Raw genomic sequence first — 20,073 nt, 5'->3', positions numbered from 1 at the left:
GGACCGGGCCGCCGCGACGCCCGGCGCGGGACGGTGACACGCGCCCCCGCCGCCCGACGGGGACCGCTCGCCGCCGGCCCCGACGAGCCCGCTGGTTGCCCGGCCCGTGGCCGGGGGCCGCCCCTCCTCCTGAACGCGATCGTCCCGGACCTAGCGCTGTGACCGGCGCCGCTCCCGGTCCCCGCGGTCCTCCCGGTCCCCGCGGTTCCCGACGCGGGTCGCGACCAGGGTCGTGAAGGTCAGCAGCCACGCGCCGACCGCGATCCAGAGCAGCACGGTGCCGAGCGGGCGCAGCCATTCCACGCCGGTCGGACCGGCCGCGGAGAGGCAGGCGGTGGCCGTCATGCCGAGGGGGAACACGCTCGCCCAGCGCCGTACGTCGTAGCGCGGGCGCGGCCGGAGCGCTTCGGCCGCCAGGAGCACGACGTACCAGGTGAGGGAGAGGGCGAGCGTCACCAGCGTGACGGTGCGCAGGGCCGTGTGCGCCCACCCCGTCCACAGGTGCGAGGCCGTCGGTCCGGCCGCGGCGAGCGCGGTGATGGAGAGCGCCCCGCCGGCCACCCAGTGGTCGCCCGCGCCCGATACCACCTCGCGGAAGTCGAAGCGTACGAGCGCTTCCACGTAGAGCAGCAGCCCCAGGCAGAAGGCGGCCAGGGACGCCCGTCCGAGCCAGTCACGGCCGGTGGCGGAGGACAGGGTCCCCGCCAGGACGGCGAGGCCCTGCGTGGCGACGCAGACGAGGAAGGCAGCGCCCGGCATCCGGTGGCCCCAGTGCCGCAGCACGGTGATCAGCAGCCCCGGCCACAGCGCGGCGGCCAGTGCCAGCAGCGCGAGGGCCACGGACTGCCACCCGAGGAGGCAGAGCCGGGCGCCGAGCACGGTCGTGGCGGCGACGGCGGTGAGGGCCGCCGGGGTGTCGGCCTCGGCGCGGAACCGGCGGCGGTCGCCGAGCAGCCGGGCGGTGAAGTCGGCGGCGAGTACGAGCCACAGCGCCACGGCGACGGCCAGCGCGACGAGGGACGGCACCTCCCGGGCGATGAGGTGCAGGCCGGTCGAGATGATCCCGGCGGCCATGACGGCGGCTCCTGCGGCCGGCGGCAACTCGGCCCACCAGCGGGCACGCCCGGAGATTCTCACCCTCCCAGCGGACACCACCGGACCACGTCCCGCCGGTGCGGCGCGCCACGGGGCGACGGCGATGACCCTTCCGGGTGTGACGGGCCCCCTTCCCGGCGCCGCGCACGGCCGCCCCTCCCACCGGTCAGGGCATCTCGTCCGGGTCGCAGCTGGCGCGGCGCAGGCCGATACTGCGCAGGGCGCGCATCAGCCCGTCGACATCGCCCTCGCGCACGACGTGGACGGCGCCGTCCACGGCGAAACCCGCGAGCTCGGCCCGGTCCGGCGTTCCCCGGGTCTGCAGGACCACGCCGCTCGGCGGGTCCAGGGCGCGCACGCCGCGGAAGATCTCGAGCGCGGCCGGTTCCGCGGCCAGTGCGCCGGCCACGAAGAGCACGGTGATGTCGGGGAGCAGTACCCGGGCGTGCGCCAGGGCGACGGCGGGTTCGTGGGCGTGGGAGATCACCTGGAAGTGCGGGTTGCTCTGGATCCGCGACCGCAGCCGCTCCAGTTCCCCGCCCTCCGGTACCCCGGCCACCAGGACGGTCATCACAATCCTCCATTTTCCTCCCTCCACCGCCACCTCCGCCTCTCCGACGAGCCGGGAGCCGGGATCGACGGCCCGCCGGGTCTGGCAGGGCGGGGGCGCACGGGGCGCGGGGCAGGGGCATCGGCCCTCCGGGCGAGACGTGTCCCCGCCTGGCGGACACCGCGCTCATGGCGAACACTTGACGGAAGGTTGACCGCTTGGGTGGCGAGAGCGCCACGGGACGCCCACTACGTTCCCTGGCATGCCCCTTCACCCCCCACCGCCCCTGCCGGTCCTCCCGTACCGGAAGCCGACCCGCGGACGCGACTACTGGGAGCTGGACGACGTACTGCCGGACCCGGCTGCCGTACGCGAGCGCCTGCTCGCCCGGGACGACTGGACCGAGGGGTACCCCCACAAGCCCGAGGCGTGGCCCGGCCTCCGCTCCATGCCCGCGCTCGAGCCGGACGAGCTCGCGCGGGTGGAGAAACTGGTGCGCGGGGCGACCGGGGCACCGCGGATCTGGGCCCGGCAGCCGGGCGGCGGAGGTACGTTCAACCACAACTGCGTGCAGGTCGTCGGCGAGGGCGAGTGCGCGCCGCGGCCCCACACCGACTCACGCACGCTGTGCCGGTATGCCGCCGTGCTCTACCTCAACCCCGCCGTCCCGAAGGACTGCGGCACCAGCTTCTACCGCCAGAGCCTGCCGGGCGGCTCCCTCGGCGGCAATCAGGTGGCCGCCCCGCACAACAACCTGGTGGACGCGCTGGGCACGCGGTTCGTCGCGCCCGACTCCTTCGTCGAGGACGTACGGGTCCCCCACCGGGCCAACCGGCTGCTGCTCTACTCCGCCAACCTGATCCACACGGCCACCCGGTACTGGGGACACACCCTGGAGGACAAGCGGATGACGGCCGTGTTCTTCTGGATGGCCTGACCGGGCCGTGCCCGGACGGACCGTGCCGGACGGACCGTGCCCGGGCGGCCCGCCCCGCGGCGCGGCCCGCGCCGCGGGGCGGGCCGCGGCGCGGGGCACTCAGCCCGTGAAGCCCCGGTCGCGCAGTGCCTTCTCGATCCGCGCGCGGTGGTTCTCCTCCCAGGCGTCGAGGGACTCCTCGGCCTCCGCGGCGAGCTTGGTCCGGGCCGCCCGCAGGGTCTCCTCCCGACGGGCGGCCGGGACCACCACGACACCCTCCTCGTCGGCCACCACGATGTCGCCGGGGTGTACGAGCACCCCGCCCACCCGGGCAGGTGCGCCGAGCTCGCCGAGCGCGTTCTTGGTGCCCGGGATCGGGATGACTCCCCGGGAGAACACGGGGAAGCGCGCCTCCCGCACCTCGCCGAGGTCGCGGATGACCCCGTCGACCACGAACGCGGCGATGCCCCGGCGCTGGGCGACGGCGCACACGTTGCCGCCGGCCAGCGCGTGGTCCACGTCACCCGACTCGACGACGATGACGGAGCCGGGCTCCGCACGGTAGACGGCCGCGTGCAGCATCAGGTTGTCGCCGGGCGGGCACCGCACGGTGTACGCGGGTCCCGCCACGCGCGGGGCGTCCCACAACGGGCGGATCCCGATGTCCATGACCTGCTCGCGGCCCAGCAGGTCGGCGAGGGTGGTCGGGGGAACGCCCTTGAGTCCGTCGTCCATGTCGGCCGGTTCCTTCTCTCTTCCGGGTCGCGGGCGGGCTGCCGCCGGAGCGGGTCGCGGACGTGCCGGTCCCGGCTGTTTCCGATGCCCGGAGCCGACCCTACGGCGCCCCTTCCGTGCGCGGGCCACCGGTGGGCCGTCGGAAGCGCGTCTGACACCCTGTGAGCATGGACGCACCTCTCCGCGGCGCATGGCTCCGCGCCGGAATCAGCCGTGACGGCGGCCCGCTCGTGGAGACCGAGCACGTCGTATGGCTCCAGACCGGCCGTCTGTACGCGGACAGTCGCGGCTTCGCCGGGACGACCTCCTACGACGGCGAACGGATCACGTTCCACCACGACGTCGGGACCCCGGGCCACGACATCGGCACCCTCAGCCCCTCGGGCGCCGACGGCGCCGACGGCGCCGACATGATCGAAACAGGAGCCAACCTCGACGGCAGCACCTTCCTCGAGGTCTGGCGACCCCTGTCCGGCGGTGAGGGTCCCGCGGGATCGTGGAGCGCCGGGGCGACACGGACCGTCCGGGTGGGCAGCCACGTCGTCCACGTCGACGCCGCCGGCCACGGGACCCACCACGTCCTCCCGGCCTGACGCCTCCCGCGCCCCCGGCCGGCCGGTCGGCCGGTCCGTGAACGTCTCCGACGGATCCCGTCTGCCCGCGGCCCCGACCGCACCCCGTTCAGTGCGGGGGCGGCTGCGGGTCGAGGGCGTTGGCGACGGTGCAGCCGCCCTCGCCGGGCATGCGCTGGATCCGGGACGGCACCCACACCACGGTGGCGCCGGGGCCCACGCGGGCAAGGAGACAGTCCTGCGCGTCGAAACCGTTGCCCTGGACCGACAGGAGAACACCGACCCGGTCGCCTTCCGCCTTCACCTCGGTGCGGATCGCCGGATCCCCGACCAGGGCGGCGAGCGTACGGCGCACCTCGGCCTCGTCCGCCCGGCCGCCCTCCGGCACCCGGGGGAGTCGCGCGCGGAGCTCCTCGTACGGCAGCCGCGGCGGTTCGGGGGGCGGCGCGAACGTCAGCGCGGGGCCGTCCGGGCAGTCCACGTCACGGGGATCCTCACGCCACTGCGACGTGGGCGAGACCCGTAGCGAGAAACAGCGCCGCACGAGGACCTCCTCGGGGTTCAGCCATCCCTTGTCCGCCGAGCCGGACGTGCGGACGATCACGTCGACGCCCTTCCCCTCGTGTGTCGAGGTGCCGGTCACCCGCATGACCTCCACCCCGTCGATGCGGGATGCGGAGCTCCCGACCTCCTCCGCCGTGCGCGGACGCTGACCGTAGAGCCGCTGGCCCGTCTTCCTGGCCGCCTCCCGTGCGGCGTCCGCGGCCTCGGCCTCGGAGGACTGCAGCACCCCGCAGCCGACGGTGAACAGCAACAGCGGGGCGAGGATCGGTAGTCGGCGCATGCGTCCACCCTTGCGGCGCCGCGCGCGGCGGACAACCGCTCACGTACCCAGTCCGGTGTGGGTGAGCGTACTCAGCGCGCGCTCATGCCGCCTCCGTACTCCGCAGCGGGTGGGCCCTCGGAGCGTCCTGCCCGGAACGGGTCCAGTCCCGCGGCACGTTCGTGGTGCGGCAAGCGCGACATCTTGGAGACCAGGGCCCACATCGCGCGCTCCCCCGCCAGGTCGCCCGGCAGGCGGAGGCCGAGGGATTCGGCGAGCGGTTTGCGTCCCGTGTTCACGAGTGCCCGTACGGCTGCGGACCATTCGTCGGTCGCCGACACCGCCGCGCGGTACCACACCGGGACCAGGAGGCCCGGCACGACGATGGCCGCGAGGAGCAGCGGGACATCGGGACGGGCCGCTGTCAGGGCCACCGCCGCGCACAGGACGACAGCGCAGTGGCCGCAGAGGAGGGCGACGAAGAAGTCGACGTTCGCGCGCGCGAGATCGACCTGGCGGCGGACCGGCTCCGGAGCGCTGCCGGTCAGTTCGTTCCACATCACCTGGGTGTCGAGGCGGAACCGGTCGTAGCCGTACTCCTCGAAGCGCCGGATCGCGTTGCCCAGCCTCGTCGGCGCCAACTGCGCGTCGTCGACCGGGAAGCGAGCGAGCCGTTCGCGGAGCAGCGAGCGCTGGACAGCCGAACGCCGCCGGTCCTTGCGGGCGGCCCGGGCGATCCGCCGGTTGGCGCGCAAGGCGGTCAGCCGGGCGGTGTCCTCCGGGGCCAGCGGGCCGTCCCGCTCCTGCCGCTCGAGCCGGAGCAGCCCGATGCGGTCCTGCAGATCCTGCTTGGTCCGCCGTCGGCGCGCGCACGCGTACGAGGCGAGCGCTCCCGGCCAGAGGGCGTACCCCTCCAGGACGCGGTAGAGGGGGTTTTGCAGGGCGTTGAGTGCCAGCCCGAGAAGGACCGAGACGGCCAGCACGCCGACGGACAGGGGCGTGACGCCCGAGGACCACAGCTGCGCGGACCAGCCGGTGCGCCGCAGGCTCGGCAAGACGGCCACGACGAACAGGCTCACGTTCAACGCGGTCGGCAAGAGCCATCCCACCAACACCGTCCACGCGCCGCCGAGGGCACTCCTGGCGATGTCACCCACGCGTCACCACTCCACGCCTCACCATTCGTCGTCGTCTTCGTCGAAGGGCGGTCCGGGTGTGCTCTCGGCCGAGCCGCCCGGCGTGGACGGGGCCGGCGCGGGGGACGGAGGCAGGTACGGCACCGGCGCGTCCGGCATCCGCGCGGACCGGCTCGGCGCGTCCGGGCGGAAGGCGGCGCGCAACTCGGCAACGAACTCCAGGCATGTGGCGTAGCGCTCCTCAGGAGACTTGGCCAGCGCCTTCGCCATCACGGCATCGACACCAGGGGCGGTCCCCGGGCGCCTCCCGGAGAGTGCGGGCGGCGGATCGTACTGGTGCGCCCACAGCAGCGCCATGTCGTCGTCGCGCTCGAAGGGCGGCCCCCCGGCGAGGGATTCGTAGACGACACAGGCGAGGCTGTAGAGGTCGCTCCGGCCGTCCACCGGGCGGCCGGAGATCTGTTCCGGCGCCGTGTAGGCGAGCGTCCCGACGAACGTGCCCGCGGTGGTGAACCCCGTGAGCGCGAGCGATCTCTCCGTCAGGCCGAAATCCGTGAGGTAGGCGTGCGCGGGGTGGTCGCTGTCGGTTCCCCGGGCGACCAGGATGCTGGCGGGTCTGACGTCCCGGTGCACCAGGTCGTGCTCGTGGGCCGCGTCGAGGGCGGACGCCACCTGGGCGGCGATCCGGAGGGCGGCGGGAACGGGAAGGGTGCCCTCCTGGTCGAGCAGGGTCCGCAGGTCCGGACCGGGGATGTACCGGGTGGCGACGTACAGGATCCCGTCGGACTCGCCGGCTTCGAGGACCGGCACGATGTGCGGGTGGTCGATCGCCGCGGCCACCCGCGAGTCATGGGCGAAGCGGCGCCGGAAGGCCTCGTCCCGGGCGAGCTCGGGGGCGAGGAGCTTGAGCGCGACCGTACGGTCCAGCCGGAGGTCCACGGCGCGGTAGACGAGGGACATGTCCCCACGGCCGATCTCGCGCTCCAGCTGGTAGCCGGCGATCTCGCGGCCTTCCAGGAAACCTCGGCCTGCCCCCATCGATCAGCCACCACTCTCATGCCGGGTACCGCATCGGGATCGCTGGGGGCCGACATCGAGGCACCGAGCCGCGTGCCGAGGCCGGGAGGGACGCGGCCGGCCCGACGAGCTGCCCCTCCGTGCCGAAGTCTACCGAAAGAGGTGGATACCAGGCCGATTCCGGCGTATTGGCGTGCCGATGCGTACCGCACGGGGCGCCGGTGAAAAGGCCGGCCCGCGGCCACGTACCGGCGGCCATCGCCGCGTGGATCCGGGACGGTTCCCCCACGGCATGGACCGCGCGTCGCAGCGTCCGTGCGGGGCGGCCCCTACCGGCCGGGAGAGACCGGTCCCGGGCTCTCGGCGCGGTCCGCGAGGCGGTCAACGTAGTGCTGCCAGCCCTCGGCGTGCAGGAAGCAGGCCGCCTCGGAGGGCAGGCCGCGGTGGACCAGGTGCAGCAGGGTGCCCCCGGGGCGGGGTTCGAGGGTGATCTCCACGGTGGTGGAGCCGGGCGGCAGGGGCGTCCGGCCGGCCTCCCAGCCCCACGTGAAGACCAGCCGGGCGGGCGGGTCGACGGTGAGGAAGCGGCCGGCGGCGGTGTGCTCGTCGTCGACCCGGACGCGGTACGCGCCCCCGGGCTCGAAGGCGAAGGCGCCCTCGGTGCCCATCCACGACAGCCATCGCTCGCGGTCGGCGAGGAAGGCGAAGACGGTCTCGGGGCGGGCCGCGATGTGCCGCTCCAGGGTCACGGTGTCGGTGGGGGTGCTCATGGTCTGGTCCCGTTCCGCCCGGCGGAACGCTCCGCCCCGCTCCCTGCGCAGCGTAGCCAGGCCCGCGGCGCCCAGCACCTCGAAGGGGCCCTCCCCCGCGCGGGCCCCTCCTCAGCCCCCGGGCAGCACCCGGACCTCGGCGCTCGGCAGTCTGGCCCACCAGTGCGCGTACCGGCTGTAGACCCTCGGATCCCGCTCGGCGAGGAAGGCGGTCAGTGAGCGGGCCTCGTCGGCGAGCGCCCCCCAGACCTCCTCCGGCAGGGGGTGGAAGGCGGTGGCCTCGATCCCTCCCTCGGCCGGGCGCCACACCCCGGCCACGTACCCGTCGACCAGCAGGGTCGCCAGCGTGTCGCCGTTCATCCGGCAGACGAGCTTGCGGTACTCCGGCGGGATGACGCGGCCGCGGTCGGAGTACGCCAGCAGGAGGCTGTCCCACATGGCCATCAGCCGGGGCGGCGCCGGTGTGTCCCCGGCCGGACGCGGGCCGCCCGGAACGTCGAACAACTCCTCGCCGTTGGGCCCTTCGAGGCGGAGGAGCTCCCCCCTTCCCGGCCCTTCCGGCCGCCCGGAACCCACGTCCTGGAGCTCCCGCAGCGCCTTCCTGACCCTGACCCGGGGGACCGTCGCGAACTGCGCCACGTCCGCCACCGACGCCGGTCCGAAACCTTCGAGATAGCGCAGGACGAGCGTGCGCAGCGAGGCGTCGGACGCCTCCGGGTCCGCCGGCACCACTCGCGGTACGACCGGGGGCGCGATGTACGCGGGCCGGTCGCCGAACGACCACGGCGGCGCCGTGGGCGCGTGCAGCAGCGGCGCCAACTGCCTGATCCCCCACCACGCTCCGGGCTGCGCGGGCGCCCCCAGCCGCCGCCCCAGCCAGGCCTCGCACTCCGCGTTGGTACGGGGCCGGTCGGCGAAGGCCAGCAGTTCCGGGACCAGCGCGTCGGCGATGTCGGCCGTCAGCCCCGACGCGGTGAAGCGGTCGCCCAGGCGGGCGGCCCGCACCCCCGGCTGTACGGCTTCGCGGAACGCGGCGAAGTCCCCGCGGTGGACGGCGTGCAGCGTGATCCGCATCAGGGTCGCCTTGAGGACCTCGTGGCCGGCGAAGGCGGCGTCGAGGCCGGCCGGGTCGAAGGCCTCGAGCCGGTTCCACAGCGCGAGGTACGGGGATGCGGCGTGCTGCGCCTGTACGGCGACCACGCGCCGGACCCCGTCGGCGGCCCCCAGCGGCTCCCGCCGCAGCAGCAACTGCCGGGCGAGGGTGGAGCGGTTGAGCTCCCGGGCGCTGACGGTGGTCATCTCGGTGGCGGTCATGCCCAGACCGTCTCAGACTCCGTCCCTACGGCCTGCACGCGGCCCAGGACTTCGGCCGGACCGTGCCCGGCCCGCCGCCGGCGGGGCATTGGCAGGAACACGCCGGTAGCGGCGGGGGAAATCCGGCCAGGACGCGTGTACGAAAAGGATGACGTTCCGCAGTCAGAATTCGGACATCGGGGGCCCTTCAATGCGGAATGTAACCCTCGATCGAACTGCAAGCTACTTTCGAAATGACATTCAAGCCTATCCACAGGGAGACTTGACTCCTGCGCGACGCCTCCCCTAGTGTCCTATGCAGTAGCGTCACCACATAGCGGACACCTGGACCTCGGCGAAGAAGCCGGAGAAAACCAAGGGGGGCAAATGTCGGAGCGCAGAGACCTTCCTCCGGATCTGCCCGTTCCGCATTGGGAAATGCCCACCCTCTTCCCCGAGCCGCACTCTCGATTAGTCGAAGAGTTATTGAACGAGGCCCTGACCGAGGCGCGAGAGACAGCGGAAGCGTACGCGGGCTCACTGACGGATCTGGATCCGGTTTCCCTCCCGGCCGCCATCCGGCGCTACGAGCGGTGCGTCGCACGGGCCCAGGAAGCCTCCTGCTATGCCGAACTCCTCCAGTCGGACCCCCTGACCGCCCGCTGCGACCGGGCCTGGGCCGAACTCGCCTCGGAGCTCGCCTTCTTCGAACCCGAGCTCGGCGCGCGAAAGCCGGACGGACCGGGCGGCACGGACCGGGAAGGCCTCGGTCCCTACGCGCACTTCGTCGCCAAGGTCCGGACCGCTCATGCGCGACACCTGCCCGAGGCGCAGGAAACCGTCCTCGCGCACCTGCTTCCGACCGGCGGCGAGGGCTGGGCGCGGCTGGCCCAGCAGCTGCTCCGCTCCCTGTCGGTCGACGCGGACGGAGCTTCGCGCAGCATCGGCGAGGTCCTGCCGGGTCTGTACGACGCGGAGCGCGACGCCCGCCGAACGACGCACGCGGCGGTCAGCCGGGCACTGGCCGGCCAGGCCGGACTGCGCGCCTTCACCCTCGCGATGACGGTGACCGACGGCGAGACCCGCGCCGGGATCCGGGGCACGGACTGGCTGCACGAGCGGCGGGTCCTGGACCAGGTCCCGCAGGCGGAACTCGACGAGCTCCTCGCCGCCTCCGAGGAATGCCTGCCGCTGATCCACTCCTATTACCTCCTCAAGCGGGAATTGCTGGGGATCGACGATTTCGCCGACTACGACAGGTACGCTCCCGTCGGATCCCCCTCGCCGGAAATCACCTGGGCCGAGGCGCTGGGTGTGGCCCTTTCGGTCATGGAAGCTATTTCTCCGGTATTCGCCGAGCTGTCCCTGAAAATGATCGACAACGGCAGGATCGACGCGGTCCCGCGTCCCGGAAAGCGCCAGAGCGCCTACACCCAGTCCATTCCGGGGCAGCTTCCCTGCATTTCCATGATCTTCTCCGGTAAGCCGCGCGACGTACTGACCCTGACCCATGAACTCGGGCATGCCGTACACATCCAGCTGGCGGCCGGACAGCCTTATCTCGCGGCCACTCCGGCACCGGTGATGGCCGAAACCGTCGCACTCTTCTGCGAAGCGGTGGCCGTACGCCGGCTCCTGGCCGAAGCGACCGATCCGGCGGTGCGACTGGCCTGGCTGGCGCGCTGGCTGGAGGACCAGATGGTCGCGATCGGACGGCACGCGGCCCTGCACGCGTTCGAGGTGGCGCTGCACGACCGGGCGCGCGCCGGGGCGGCCCTGGAGCCGGAACACATCGACGCGCTGTGGTGCGAGGGGCAGCGCCGGCTCTACGGCCCCGCGGTGCGGCTGACCGGCGAGTACCGCCTGTGGTGGAGCTACCTGGGTTCGCTGTTCACCTCCCCCGGATCGAACTACGCCTACGTGTACGGCCAGTTGTCGGCACTCACCCTGCTGAGCCGCTTCGAGGCCGACCCCCGCGGTTTCGGCGGCCGGCTGACGGCGATGCTCCGGCTCGGTGACACCCGCAGCCCCGCGGCCTTGCTCGCCCTGGTGACCGGCGGGCAGGCGGGAGCCTGGCGCGGAGCCGTCTCGCATCTGGCGCTCACGCTGGAGGAGTTGCGCTCCCTCACAGACCTCCACGTCCCGCGCTCAGCGGTACGTGGGATGTCCGAACCCTGAGAAGGACCGAAAGGAGGTGTTCTCCATGTCCGTTGCCATGACCACCCGCAAGGCCAGCGTCGCCGGCCAGTCGCACGAGGGCTGAACCCCCTCCCCCGAGGGGCCCGGCCCCTCACGCCCGCTCGACACGCAGAGGAGGTGTCCACCATGTCCGTTGCCATGACCACCCGCAAGGCCAGCGTCGCCGGCCAGTCGCACGAGGGCTGAACGCCCTCCCCCGGGGGGCACTGACCCCTCGATGTCACGACTCCGCGGGTGGGCGCGCCAATCGCCCACCCGCGGAGGTCATCCGGCGGACCTCTCCGGCCCGCCTCACGGCCCAGTATCGCGGAAGGAAATCGTCGATGGCCCCCGCCGCAACCCGCAGGCCCCAGCTCAAGCACACCTCGCCCACCTTCGGCTCGGGGGAGACGATCTTCATCGGCGGCTACGGCGAGGTCACCGAGATCGCCGACCCGACCGGGGCCGTCCGCCGCCTCCTCGCGCTGCTGGACGGCACGCGCACCACCGAGCAGGTGCACAGGGAACTGAGCGCCGATTTCCCCGAGGTGACCCGCCAGGACGTCGACGAGGCCCTGACCCAGTTCGACGAGGCCCGGTTCCTGCTGGACGACCAGCAGACGGCGGACGGCGTACTCGAGGCGCACGAACTGAAGCGCTGGGAACGCAACATCAACTTCTTCGGCTCGTTCGCCCGCATGGACGACAACAAGTACGACCTGCAGCGCAGGCTCCGCGACTGCCGGGTCACCCTGCTCGGCCTGGGCGGCCTCGGCTCGCACATCCTGCTCGACATGGCCGCGATGGGCGTGGGCCACGTACGGGCCGTGGAGTTCGACCGGGTCGAACTGTCCAACCTCAACCGGCAGATCCTCTACCGCGAGGAGGACATCGGCAAGGAGAAGCTGCACCTGGCGGTCGACCGGGTGAAGCAGTTCAACCCGCACATCGACATCGAGCCGGTCGACCTGCGGATCTCCTCCGTCGAGGACGTGACCCGGGTACTGGAAGACGCGGACGTGTGCATCTCCGTGGCCGACCGGCCCAAGATGGAGATCGCGAACTGGGTGAACGAGGCCTGCGTACGGGCCGGAGTGCCCCTGATCACCGGCGGGTTGGAGACGCAACGCGCCGTGTACTACACGATGCTGCCCGGCACGACCGGCTGCATCGAGTGCTGGCGCCGCCAGACCTTCGCCTCCGACGAGGTCTCCGGACAACTGCTGCAGGAGAAGCGGGACCGCCAGATCGGCGGCGACAACGCGGCGTTCTGCCCGCTGGTGACGATGACCACCGGCTTCCTCATCGGCGAACTGACCAGGCTCGTCACCGGCATCGCCCCGCCGGTCGCCGCGGGCCGGCTGATGGAACTGCGGTTCGCGGACTACGCCATGGGTGAGAGCGAACGCTGGGAACGGCAGAGCGACTGCCCGGTGTGCGGGCCCACGGCCGGGGCCGATGCCCCGCCGTCCGGCCTCGCGGCGAGGGCCTGAGCCACCCGATGCCCGCACCCGCCCCCTCGCCCTTCCACGCCCTGCACCGGCCGGGCGAGCTGCTGTTCCTGCCCTGCGTGTGGGACACGGTCAGCGCCCGCCTGTTCTCGGCGCTGCCCTCGGTGCGCGCCCTGGGCACCACGAGCGCCGGCCTGGCCGCCGCGCACGGGGTCGGTGACGGGCAGCAGCTTGCGCCGGCCGAGCTGCTGCGCGCGGTCGAGGGGATCCGCGCGGCCACCGCGCTGCCGGTCTCGGTGGACCTGGAGCGCGGCTATGCCGACGACGCCAAGGGGGTCCACCGCTTCGTCGGCGAGCTGCTGGACCTCGGGATCAGCGGCATCAACCTGGAGGACGGCCTGCCGGAGAACGACCCGGCCGGCGGTGGCGCCCTGGCCGAACCGGCCGAGCACGCCGAAAGACTTGCCGCGGCCCGCGCCGCGGCGACCGACCGGGGGCTCCCCCTGTTCGTCAACGCCCGGACGGACGTGTGGTGGCACCCGGCCGCGTCGGCTCCGGCCCGGCGCTTCGAAGCCGGCGCGGCCCGGCTGCGCCGGTACGTGGCGGCCGGGGCGGACGGGGTCTTCGCCCCCGGCTATCCCGCACGGACCGATCCGGACGGCCCGGCGGCCGTCCGAAGGCTCGTCGAAGCGGTCGACGGAGCCCCGCTCAACCTGCTGCTCCGCCCGGGACTGCCGACGCTCGTCGAACTGGCCGGCCTCGGCGTGCGCCGGGTCTCCACTGGCTCCGGCCTGTACCGGCTGGCGCTCGCCCAGGCCCGCCGTGCGTACGCCGTCATCGCCGCCGGCGGGCCGTCGGAGGCCGTCGCGGACGAGTCCGGGCTGCCGTACGCGGAACTGGCCCGGCTGCTGCGCCCCGAGGACACCGGGAACACCGAGGACACCGAGGACGACACGGACGACGACCCCGGATCCTGACCGGTGCACCCAAGGGTGCACGACCGACCGACGCACGGCCCGGCGCACGAACGGCCGGTGAACGACCGGCGCACGTCCGGCCGGTGAACGACTATCTGGAGAAGCCCCGTGGGAAGCCGCTACTACACCCTGCTGACCGCCTACCTCACGTCCTCACTGGGCAACTGGCTCTACCGGCTCGCCCTGCCGCTGCTGGTCCTCGAGCTCACCGGTTCCGCCCTGAGCACCGGCGCCGTCTACGCCGTCGAGTACATTCCGTTCCTGCTGCTGTCCCTGCCGGGCGGGGTGTTCGCCGACAGGTTCGACCGCCGCAGGCTGCTCGTCTTCGGTGACATGACCGCCGCCGTCATCGCCACCGCGCTCGCGGTGGTGGTGTCCACCGGCAGCACCGCGCTGTGGCCGATCTACCTCACGGCCTTCCTGCTGGCCTGCGTGGAGCCCGTCTACCACCCGGCGTTCCAGAGCTTCCTGCCCGAGGTGGTGCCGGCCGACCGTCTCGGCCCCGCCAACAGCTGGATGCACTCCGGGGACAACGTCATGAGCATGATCGGCCCCGCGGCGGCGGGCGGCCTGGTGATGTTCCTCGGCTACCAGACCACCATCTACGTCAACGCGGCGACGTTCGCCGTCTCCGCCGTCGCCATCCTGCTGATCCGTCCCACCGCCGCCAAGGGCGAGCGGACCCCGCCGCCCAGGGCCACCTTCGTCCAGGACGTCCGCGTGGCCCTGAGGTACGTCTTCCGCCGGAACCCGGTCCTCGCGGCCGGTTCGCTGATGTTCACCGGCACCAATTTCGCGATCTGGCTGATCCAGGCGAACTTCATCTTCTACCTGACCACCTACCGGCACATGAGCCCCCAGGTGATCGGCGTGGTGCTGGCCGCGCAGGGCGTCGGAGCCGTGCTGGGCGCGGCGGTCGCCGGCCGCCTGGTGCAGAAGTACCCACCCGGCCGGATCCTGATCACCACCACGGCTCTGGCCGGCCTGGGCACCCTGCTGCTGATCCCGGCGCGCGGCCCGCTGGCCATCGGCGCCATCTGGGGCGCGCTCTACGCGCTCGGCTCCATCAATCCCGTCGCCTGGTTCACCCTTCGCCAGAAGATCGTCCCCCGCGAACTGCTGGGCCGGGTCGTGGCCAGTACCCGCATGCTGGCCTTCGCCTCCATCCCGGTCTCCGCCTTCCTGGCCGGCGCTCTGGAGTCCGCCTTCCACGACATGTACCTGATCATCATCGTCGGCGGCCTGCTCCGCCTGGCCATCGCCGGGGTCGCCTGGCTCTCCCCGCTGCGGACCCCGGTCGAGGGCGTGATCGAGGACGCGCCCGACACCCCCCGCGCGGAGGTCCGTACCGCCGACGCGGAGCGGGCCACCTGACACGCGCCCGCCCGGATGTTGCATGATCATGCATGAGGACGCATAATCTTCCTATGTCTAAGGTTCTCACCTCCCTGCCCACCGGCGAACGCGTCGGCATCGCCTTCTCCGGCGGCCTCGACACCTCCGTCGCCGTCGCGTGGATGCGCGACAAGGGCGCCGTCCCGTGCACCTACACCGCCGACATCGGCCAGTACGACGAGCCCGACATCGCGTCGGTGCCCGGCCGCGCGTCGGCGTACGGCGCCGAGATCGCGCGCCTGGTCGACTGCCGCGCGGCGCTGGTCGAGGAGGGCCTGGCCGCACTCACGTGCGGCGCGTTCCACATCCGCTCGGGCGGGCGCTCCTACTTCAACACGACGCCGCTCGGCCGCGCGGTGACCGGGACCCTGCTGGTCCGGGCGATGGTCGAGGACGACGTGCAGATCTGGGGCGACGGCTCCACGTTCAAGGGCAACGACATCGAGCGGTTCTACCGCTACGGCCTGCTCGCCAACCCCCACCTGCGCATCTACAAGCCCTGGCTCGACGCCGACTTCGTCACCGAGCTCGGCGGGCGCAAGGAGATGTCGGAGTGGCTGGTGGCCCACGGGCTGCCGTACCGCGACAGCACGGAGAAGGCGTACTCCACCGACGCCAACATCTGGGGCGCCACGCACGAGGCGAAGACCCTGGAGCACCTCGACACCGGTGTGGAGACCGTCCAGCCGATCATGGGCGTACGGTTCTGGGACCCCGAGGTCGAGATCGCCGCCGAGGACGTCACGATCGGCTTCGACCAGGGCCGCCCGGTGACGATCAACGGCAAGGAGTTCTCCTCCGCCGTGGACCTGGTCATGGAGGCCAACTCCATCGGCGGCCGCCACGGCCTGGGCATGTCCGACCAGATCGAGAACCGGGTGATCGAGGCCAAGAGCCGCGGCATCTACGAGGCCCCGGGCATGGCGCTGCTGCACGCCGCGTACGAGCGTCTGGTCAACGCGATCCACAACGAGGACACCGTCGCGCAGTACCACAACGAGGGCCGGCGCCTCGGCCGCCTCATGTACGAGGGCCGCTGGCTCGACCCGCAGGCGCTGATGATCCGCGAGTCGCTGCAGCGCTGGGTGGGCGCGGCGGTCACCGGAGAGGTGACGCTGCGGCTGCGTCGCGGCGAGGACTACTCGCTCATGGACACCTCCGGCCCGGCGTTCAGCTACCACCCGGACAAGCTGTCCATGGAGCGCACCGAGGACTCGGCGTTCGGCCCGGTGGACCGGATCGGCCAGCTCACCATGCGCAACCTCGACATCGCCGACTCCCGGGCCAAGCTGGAGCAGTACTCCGCCCTGGGCATCGTCGGCAATACGCACGCCACCCTGATCGGCGCGGCCCAGGCCGCCTCGACGGGCCTGATCGGCGCGATGCCGCAGGGCGGCGCCGAGGTCATCGCCTCCCGCGGTCGCGCCGAGGGCGACGACGAGCAGATGCTCGACCGCGCCGCGATGGAATCCGGCACCGACTGATCGCGGTCCCCGGGGGCCGTACGGCCCCCGGGGACCTCGCGGGACCCGGGGGCTCCGGGCCTCAGTGGATGACGCTGAAGCTGCGCCAGGGCAGGGTTTCGGGGGCCGTCACGTTCGAGAGCGTCGTCGCGACGTAGACGCCGTCGGCCCCGTCGACCTTCCGGCAGTTCTCCGTGCGGTACAGGACGATGTCGACGAGGGTGCTGTTCTCCACGTGGGTCGCCCCCTTCGGGATGGCGATCTTGTGGCAGCCCTTGACCGGGGTGTTGGAGTAGCTCAGCACGACGGGCGAGTCGTGGCCGCGGAAGTTGAGCACGCCCACCGTGCTCCGGCCCAGGCCCGAGCAGGCAGTAGCCGTCAGCAGCAGCGCTGCCGACCCCGCGATGATGCTGATACGCCGGCTGAGGGACATGGCGCGGATCCTCGTCTGTGCGGTGGTGTCGGTCCTGGAGACAGCCTGCCCCGCCGCAGCGACCGCGGCTTCCGCTGATCGGCCAACCGGATGTACGGCCGACGGCGTCCGGGCCGGCCGCGGCCTGCCGGCCCGGACGCCATGACCGGACCCGGACCCGAGCGCAGGCCCGGGCCCGGGCTCGGAACCGGGCTCAGACCAGGTCGAACCGGTCCAGGTTCATCACCTTGTCCCAGGCGGCGACGAAGTCCTTCACGAACTTCTCCCGCGCGTCGTCGCTCGCGTAGACCTCCGCAAGCGCGCGCAGTTCGGAGTTCGATCCGAAGACGAGGTCGGCGCGGCTGCCGGTCCACTTGACCTCGCCCGTGGCGGCGTCGCGGCCCTCGAAGGCGTGCGCGTCCTCGGAGGTCGCCTTCCAGGTCGTGCCCAGGTCGAGCAGGTTGACGAAGAAGTCGTTCGTCAGGGTCCCGGGCTCGCTGGTGAGGACGCCGAGCTGCGACTGCTGGTGGTTCGCGCCGAGGACCCGCAGGCCGCCGACGAGGACCGTCATCTCGGGGGCGCTCAGGTTCAGCAGGTTCGCCCTGTCGAGCAGCAGGTACTCGGCCGGCAGCCGGTTGCCCTTGCCGAGGTAGTTGCGGAACCCGTCGGCGGTCGGCTCGAGCGCGGCGAACGACTCCACGTCGGTCTGCTCCTGCGACGCGTCCACGCGTCCCGGCGTGAAGGGGACCCGGACCTCGACGCCGGCGACCTTCGCGGCCTGCTCGACGGCGGCGGCGCCGGCCAGCACGATCAGGTCGGCCAGCGAGATCTGCTTGCCGTCGGTCCGTGCCGCGTTGAAGGAGCTGCGGATGCCCTCGAGGGTGCGCAGTACCGTCGCCAGCTCGTCGGGTTCGTTGACCTCCCAGCCGCTCTGCGGCTGGAGGCGGACGCGCGCGCCGTTGGCGCCGCCGCGCTTGTCGCTGCCGCGGAAGGACGAGGCCGAGGCCCAGGCCGTGGACACGAGCTGGGAGACCGACAGGCCGGAGGCGAGGACCTGCTCCTTGAGGGAGGCGGCCTCGTCGGCCCCGACGAGCTCGTGCGTCACCTCGGGGAGCGGGTCCTGCCACAGCAGTGTCTCGGAGGGGACCTCGGGGCCGAGGTAGCGGACGACCGGTCCCATGTCGCGGTGGGTCAGCTTGAACCACGCGCGGGCGAAGGCGTCCGCGAACTCGGCGGGGTTCTCGTGGAAGCGCCGCGAGATCTGCTCGTAGGCCGGGTCGATCCGGAGCGCGAGGTCGGTCGTCAGCATCGTCGGCGCGTGGCTCTTCGACGCGTCGTGGGCGTCGGGCACGGTCCCGGCGCCGGCGCCGTCCTTCGGCCGCCACTGGTGGGCGCCGGCGGGGCTCTTGAACAGCTCCCACTCGTAGCCGAAGAGGATGTCGAAGAAGGTGTTGTCCCAGGTGATCGGGGTGTTCGTCCAGACGCCCTCGAGGCCGCTGGTGATCGCGTCGCCGCCCTTGCCGGTGCCGAAGGAGTTGGCCCAGCCCAGGCCCTGGCTCTCCAGCGGTGCGGCCTCGGGGTCGTCGCCGACGTTGTCCGCCGGGCCGGCGCCGTGGGTCTTGCCGAAGGTGTGGCCGCCCGCGATCAGGGCGACCGTCTCCTCGTCGTTCATCGCCATCCGGCGGAAGGTCTCCCGGATGTCGCGAGCCGCCGCGATCGGGTCCGGAGTGCCGTTCGGGCCCTCGGGGTTGACGTAGATGAGGCCCATCTGGACCGCGCCGAGGGGGTTCTCCAGCTCGCGGTCGCCGGTGTAGCGCGCGTCGTCGAGCCAGGTGCTCTCGGGGCCCCAGTAGACGTCCTCGTCGGGCTCCCAGACGTCGGCGCGGCCGCCGCCGAACCCGAAGGTCTCGAGACCCATCGACTCCAGGGCCACGTTGCCGGTGAGGATCATGAGGTCGGCCCACGAAAGGGCCTGTCCGTACTTCTTCTTGACCGGCCACAGCAGACGGCGGGCCTTGTCCAGGTTGCCGTTGTCGGGCCAGCTGTTGAGGGGGGCGAAGCGCTGCTGACCGGCACCGGCGCCGCCGCGCCCGTCGCTGATGCGGTAGGTGCCGGCGCTGTGCCAGGCCATGCGGACCATCAGGGGGCCGTAGTGGCCGAAGTCGGCGGGCCACCAGTCCTGCGAGGTCGTCAGCACCTGCGCGATGTCCCGCTTCACCGCCGGCAGGTCGAGCGTCTCGAAGGCCGCGGCGTAGTCGAACTCCTCGCCGAGGGGGTTGGCCACGGCCGGGTTCTTGGCGAGGATCTTCAGATTGAGGCGTTCCGGCCACCACTGCCGGTTTCCGCCGCCCTGGGTCGGGTGCGGGGCCCGCTCGTGCGCGACGGGACAACCACCTCCGCCGCCTTCGGACTTGGCGTCTACGACGATTGCATCATGGTTCTCAGACATGGGAATCCTTCCGGACCGGACCAGACGGTCTCGGTGATCAGGAACTGCATGCGGTGGAGTTGTTCGGGCACAGGGCCCCGCTGGCGGGCTCCGGCGTCGTCGTGGGTCACCCTGACGCCGGGTCTCCGGTCTCCCGCCGCTCTGGAGCCTTCCTGTCCCTTGGCTGTCGACGAAACCGATCCTACGATCGACACAGTCCAAGTCAAGAACAAGACCAAGGCCCCGTCCTGTCGGATCCTGGACGTCCGCAGGTAGAATTGGGGGCATCCCCGTCGAACCTGAAAAGGTGAGCCGATATGAGTGACCTTCTGGAGCGGCTGCGAGGACGCGGCTGGCGGATGACGTCCCAGCGGCGGGTGGTGGCGGAGGTCCTCGACGGCGACCACGTCCATCTCACGGCCGACGAGGTGCACGCCCGCGCGGTGAAGCGGTTGCCTGAGATCTCCCGGGCAACCGTCTACAACGCGCTGGGCGAGCTGGTCTCGCTCGGCGAGGTCGTGGAGATCGCCACGGACGGCCGGGCGAAGCGCTACGACCCCAACGCCCACCACCCGCACCAGCACCTCGTGTGCTCCGGCTGCGGCCTGATCCGCGATGTCCACCCGGGCGGCGATCCGCTGGCCGACCTCCCGGTCGAGGACCGGTTCGGATTCACGGTGTCCGGGGTCGACGTCACCTACCGGGGGCTGTGCGGGTCCTGCGCGTAGGCGTGGGCCGCCGGGTGCGCTCCCGCTCGGTCCCGCCCTCCGCCGCCCGTCGTGGCCGGGTTCAGAACCAGGTGAGGGTGAGGGGGAAGGTGGTGGTTGCGGTGGCCGGGGTGGTGTCGGTGGCGGTGGCGGTG

At 72.4% G+C, this 20,073-nt stretch carries 18 protein-coding genes; 8 read left to right on the top strand and 10 right to left on the bottom strand.

Annotated elements, in window-relative coordinates; all coding sequences use genetic code 11:
- Positions 1-150: 150 nt before the first annotated feature.
- Together ABZY44_RS33140 and ABZY44_RS33135 are read right to left on the bottom strand one after the other, a co-directional pair.
- Positions 151-1,137 carry a tellurite resistance/C4-dicarboxylate transporter family protein gene (locus ABZY44_RS33140; protein ID WP_356660399.1) on the bottom strand — a complete coding sequence of 329 codons (987 nt, stop codon included), beginning with the start codon at positions 1,135-1,137 and terminating at the stop codon, positions 151-153.
- Between the two features lie 124 nt (positions 1,138-1,261).
- A complete protein-coding gene (locus tag ABZY44_RS33135) occupies positions 1,262-1,666 on the bottom strand; it encodes a hypothetical protein (protein ID WP_356660397.1) in 405 nt (134 codons plus the stop codon).
- 241 nt (positions 1,667-1,907) lie between these two features.
- On the opposite strand from ABZY44_RS33135, the gene ABZY44_RS33130 reads away from it, so the two are divergent.
- On the top strand, positions 1,908-2,582 hold the full coding sequence (locus tag ABZY44_RS33130) for a DUF6445 family protein (protein ID WP_356660395.1): 675 nt from the start codon (positions 1,908-1,910) through the stop codon (positions 2,580-2,582).
- Positions 2,583-2,681: 99 nt separating this feature from the next.
- Here ABZY44_RS33130 and ABZY44_RS33125 read toward each other — a convergent pair whose 3' ends face one another.
- Positions 2,682-3,296, bottom strand: a complete 615-nt coding sequence (locus tag ABZY44_RS33125) for an RraA family protein (protein ID WP_356660393.1) — start codon at positions 3,294-3,296, stop codon at positions 2,682-2,684.
- A 167-nt stretch (positions 3,297-3,463) separates the two neighbouring features.
- Between ABZY44_RS33125 and ABZY44_RS33120 the strand changes: the two genes are divergently transcribed.
- On the top strand, positions 3,464-3,889 hold the full coding sequence (locus tag ABZY44_RS33120) for a hypothetical protein (RefSeq protein ID WP_356660391.1): 426 nt from the start codon (positions 3,464-3,466) through the stop codon (positions 3,887-3,889).
- An 88-nt stretch (positions 3,890-3,977) separates the two neighbouring features.
- On the opposite strand, the gene ABZY44_RS33115 is transcribed toward ABZY44_RS33120, so the two are convergent.
- From ABZY44_RS33115 to ABZY44_RS33095, 5 genes are all read right to left on the bottom strand, one after another.
- Positions 3,978-4,712, bottom strand: a complete 735-nt coding sequence (locus tag ABZY44_RS33115) for a translation initiation factor IF-2 (protein WP_356660389.1) — start codon at positions 4,710-4,712, stop codon at positions 3,978-3,980.
- A gap of 71 nt (positions 4,713-4,783) precedes the next feature.
- Positions 4,784-5,848 (bottom strand): hypothetical protein, encoded by a 1,065-nt coding sequence (locus tag ABZY44_RS33110; RefSeq protein WP_356660387.1) that lies wholly within the window; start codon positions 5,846-5,848, stop codon positions 4,784-4,786.
- An 18-nt stretch (positions 5,849-5,866) separates the two neighbouring features.
- Positions 5,867-6,865 carry a serine/threonine-protein kinase gene (locus ABZY44_RS33105; RefSeq protein WP_356660385.1) on the bottom strand — a complete coding sequence of 333 codons (999 nt, stop codon included), beginning with the start codon at positions 6,863-6,865 and terminating at the stop codon, positions 5,867-5,869.
- 308 nt (positions 6,866-7,173) lie between these two features.
- A complete protein-coding gene (locus ABZY44_RS33100; RefSeq protein WP_356660383.1) occupies positions 7,174-7,614 on the bottom strand; it encodes an SRPBCC domain-containing protein in 441 nt (146 codons plus the stop codon).
- A gap of 111 nt (positions 7,615-7,725) precedes the next feature.
- The gene (locus ABZY44_RS33095) at positions 7,726-8,928 is read right to left on the bottom strand and encodes a winged helix DNA-binding domain-containing protein (RefSeq protein WP_356660381.1); all 1,203 of its coding nucleotides are present in this window, start codon (positions 8,926-8,928) and stop codon (positions 7,726-7,728) included.
- 366 nt (positions 8,929-9,294) lie between these two features.
- Here ABZY44_RS33095 and ABZY44_RS33090 point away from each other — a divergent pair, with 366 nt between their 5' ends.
- The 5 genes from ABZY44_RS33090 to argG all read left to right on the top strand — a co-directional run bounded on the left by ABZY44_RS33090 (position 9,295) and on the right by argG (position 16,392).
- A complete protein-coding gene (locus tag ABZY44_RS33090; protein ID WP_356660379.1) occupies positions 9,295-11,085 on the top strand; it encodes a M3 family metallopeptidase in 1,791 nt (596 codons plus the stop codon).
- A gap of 344 nt (positions 11,086-11,429) precedes the next feature.
- A complete protein-coding gene (locus ABZY44_RS33085) occupies positions 11,430-12,578 on the top strand; it encodes a ThiF family adenylyltransferase (RefSeq protein ID WP_356660377.1) in 1,149 nt (382 codons plus the stop codon).
- A gap of 8 nt (positions 12,579-12,586) precedes the next feature.
- Positions 12,587-13,513 carry an isocitrate lyase/phosphoenolpyruvate mutase family protein gene (locus ABZY44_RS33080; RefSeq protein WP_356660375.1) on the top strand — a complete coding sequence of 309 codons (927 nt, stop codon included), beginning with the start codon at positions 12,587-12,589 and terminating at the stop codon, positions 13,511-13,513.
- Between the two features lie 108 nt (positions 13,514-13,621).
- Positions 13,622-14,887 (top strand): MFS transporter, encoded by a 1,266-nt coding sequence (locus ABZY44_RS33075; RefSeq protein ID WP_356660373.1) that lies wholly within the window; start codon positions 13,622-13,624, stop codon positions 14,885-14,887.
- Between the two features lie 53 nt (positions 14,888-14,940).
- Positions 14,941-16,392 (top strand): argininosuccinate synthase, encoded by a 1,452-nt coding sequence (gene argG, locus ABZY44_RS33070; RefSeq protein WP_356660371.1) that lies wholly within the window; start codon positions 14,941-14,943, stop codon positions 16,390-16,392.
- Between the two features lie 61 nt (positions 16,393-16,453).
- Here argG and ABZY44_RS33065 read toward each other — a convergent pair whose 3' ends face one another.
- The gene (locus ABZY44_RS33065) at positions 16,454-16,804 is read right to left on the bottom strand and encodes a hypothetical protein (RefSeq protein ID WP_356660369.1); all 351 of its coding nucleotides are present in this window, start codon (positions 16,802-16,804) and stop codon (positions 16,454-16,456) included.
- Positions 16,805-16,997: 193 nt separating this feature from the next.
- Positions 16,998-19,232: a catalase/peroxidase HPI gene (katG, locus tag ABZY44_RS33060; protein WP_356660367.1), complete on the bottom strand. Its 2,235-nt coding sequence runs from the start codon at positions 19,230-19,232 to the stop codon at positions 16,998-17,000.
- A gap of 296 nt (positions 19,233-19,528) precedes the next feature.
- Here katG and ABZY44_RS33055 point away from each other — a divergent pair, with 296 nt between their 5' ends.
- Entirely contained in the window at positions 19,529-19,939 is a 411-nt protein-coding gene (locus ABZY44_RS33055) for a Fur family transcriptional regulator (RefSeq protein ID WP_356660365.1), read from the top strand.
- Positions 19,940-20,073 lie beyond the last annotated feature (134 nt).

The organism is Streptomyces sp. NPDC006544 (assembly GCF_040611715.1).
Lineage (GTDB): Bacteria > Actinomycetota > Actinomycetes > Streptomycetales > Streptomycetaceae > Streptomyces.
Note: the sequence above shows the minus strand (reverse complement) of the source record. Positions and strands in the feature narration are given on the sequence as shown.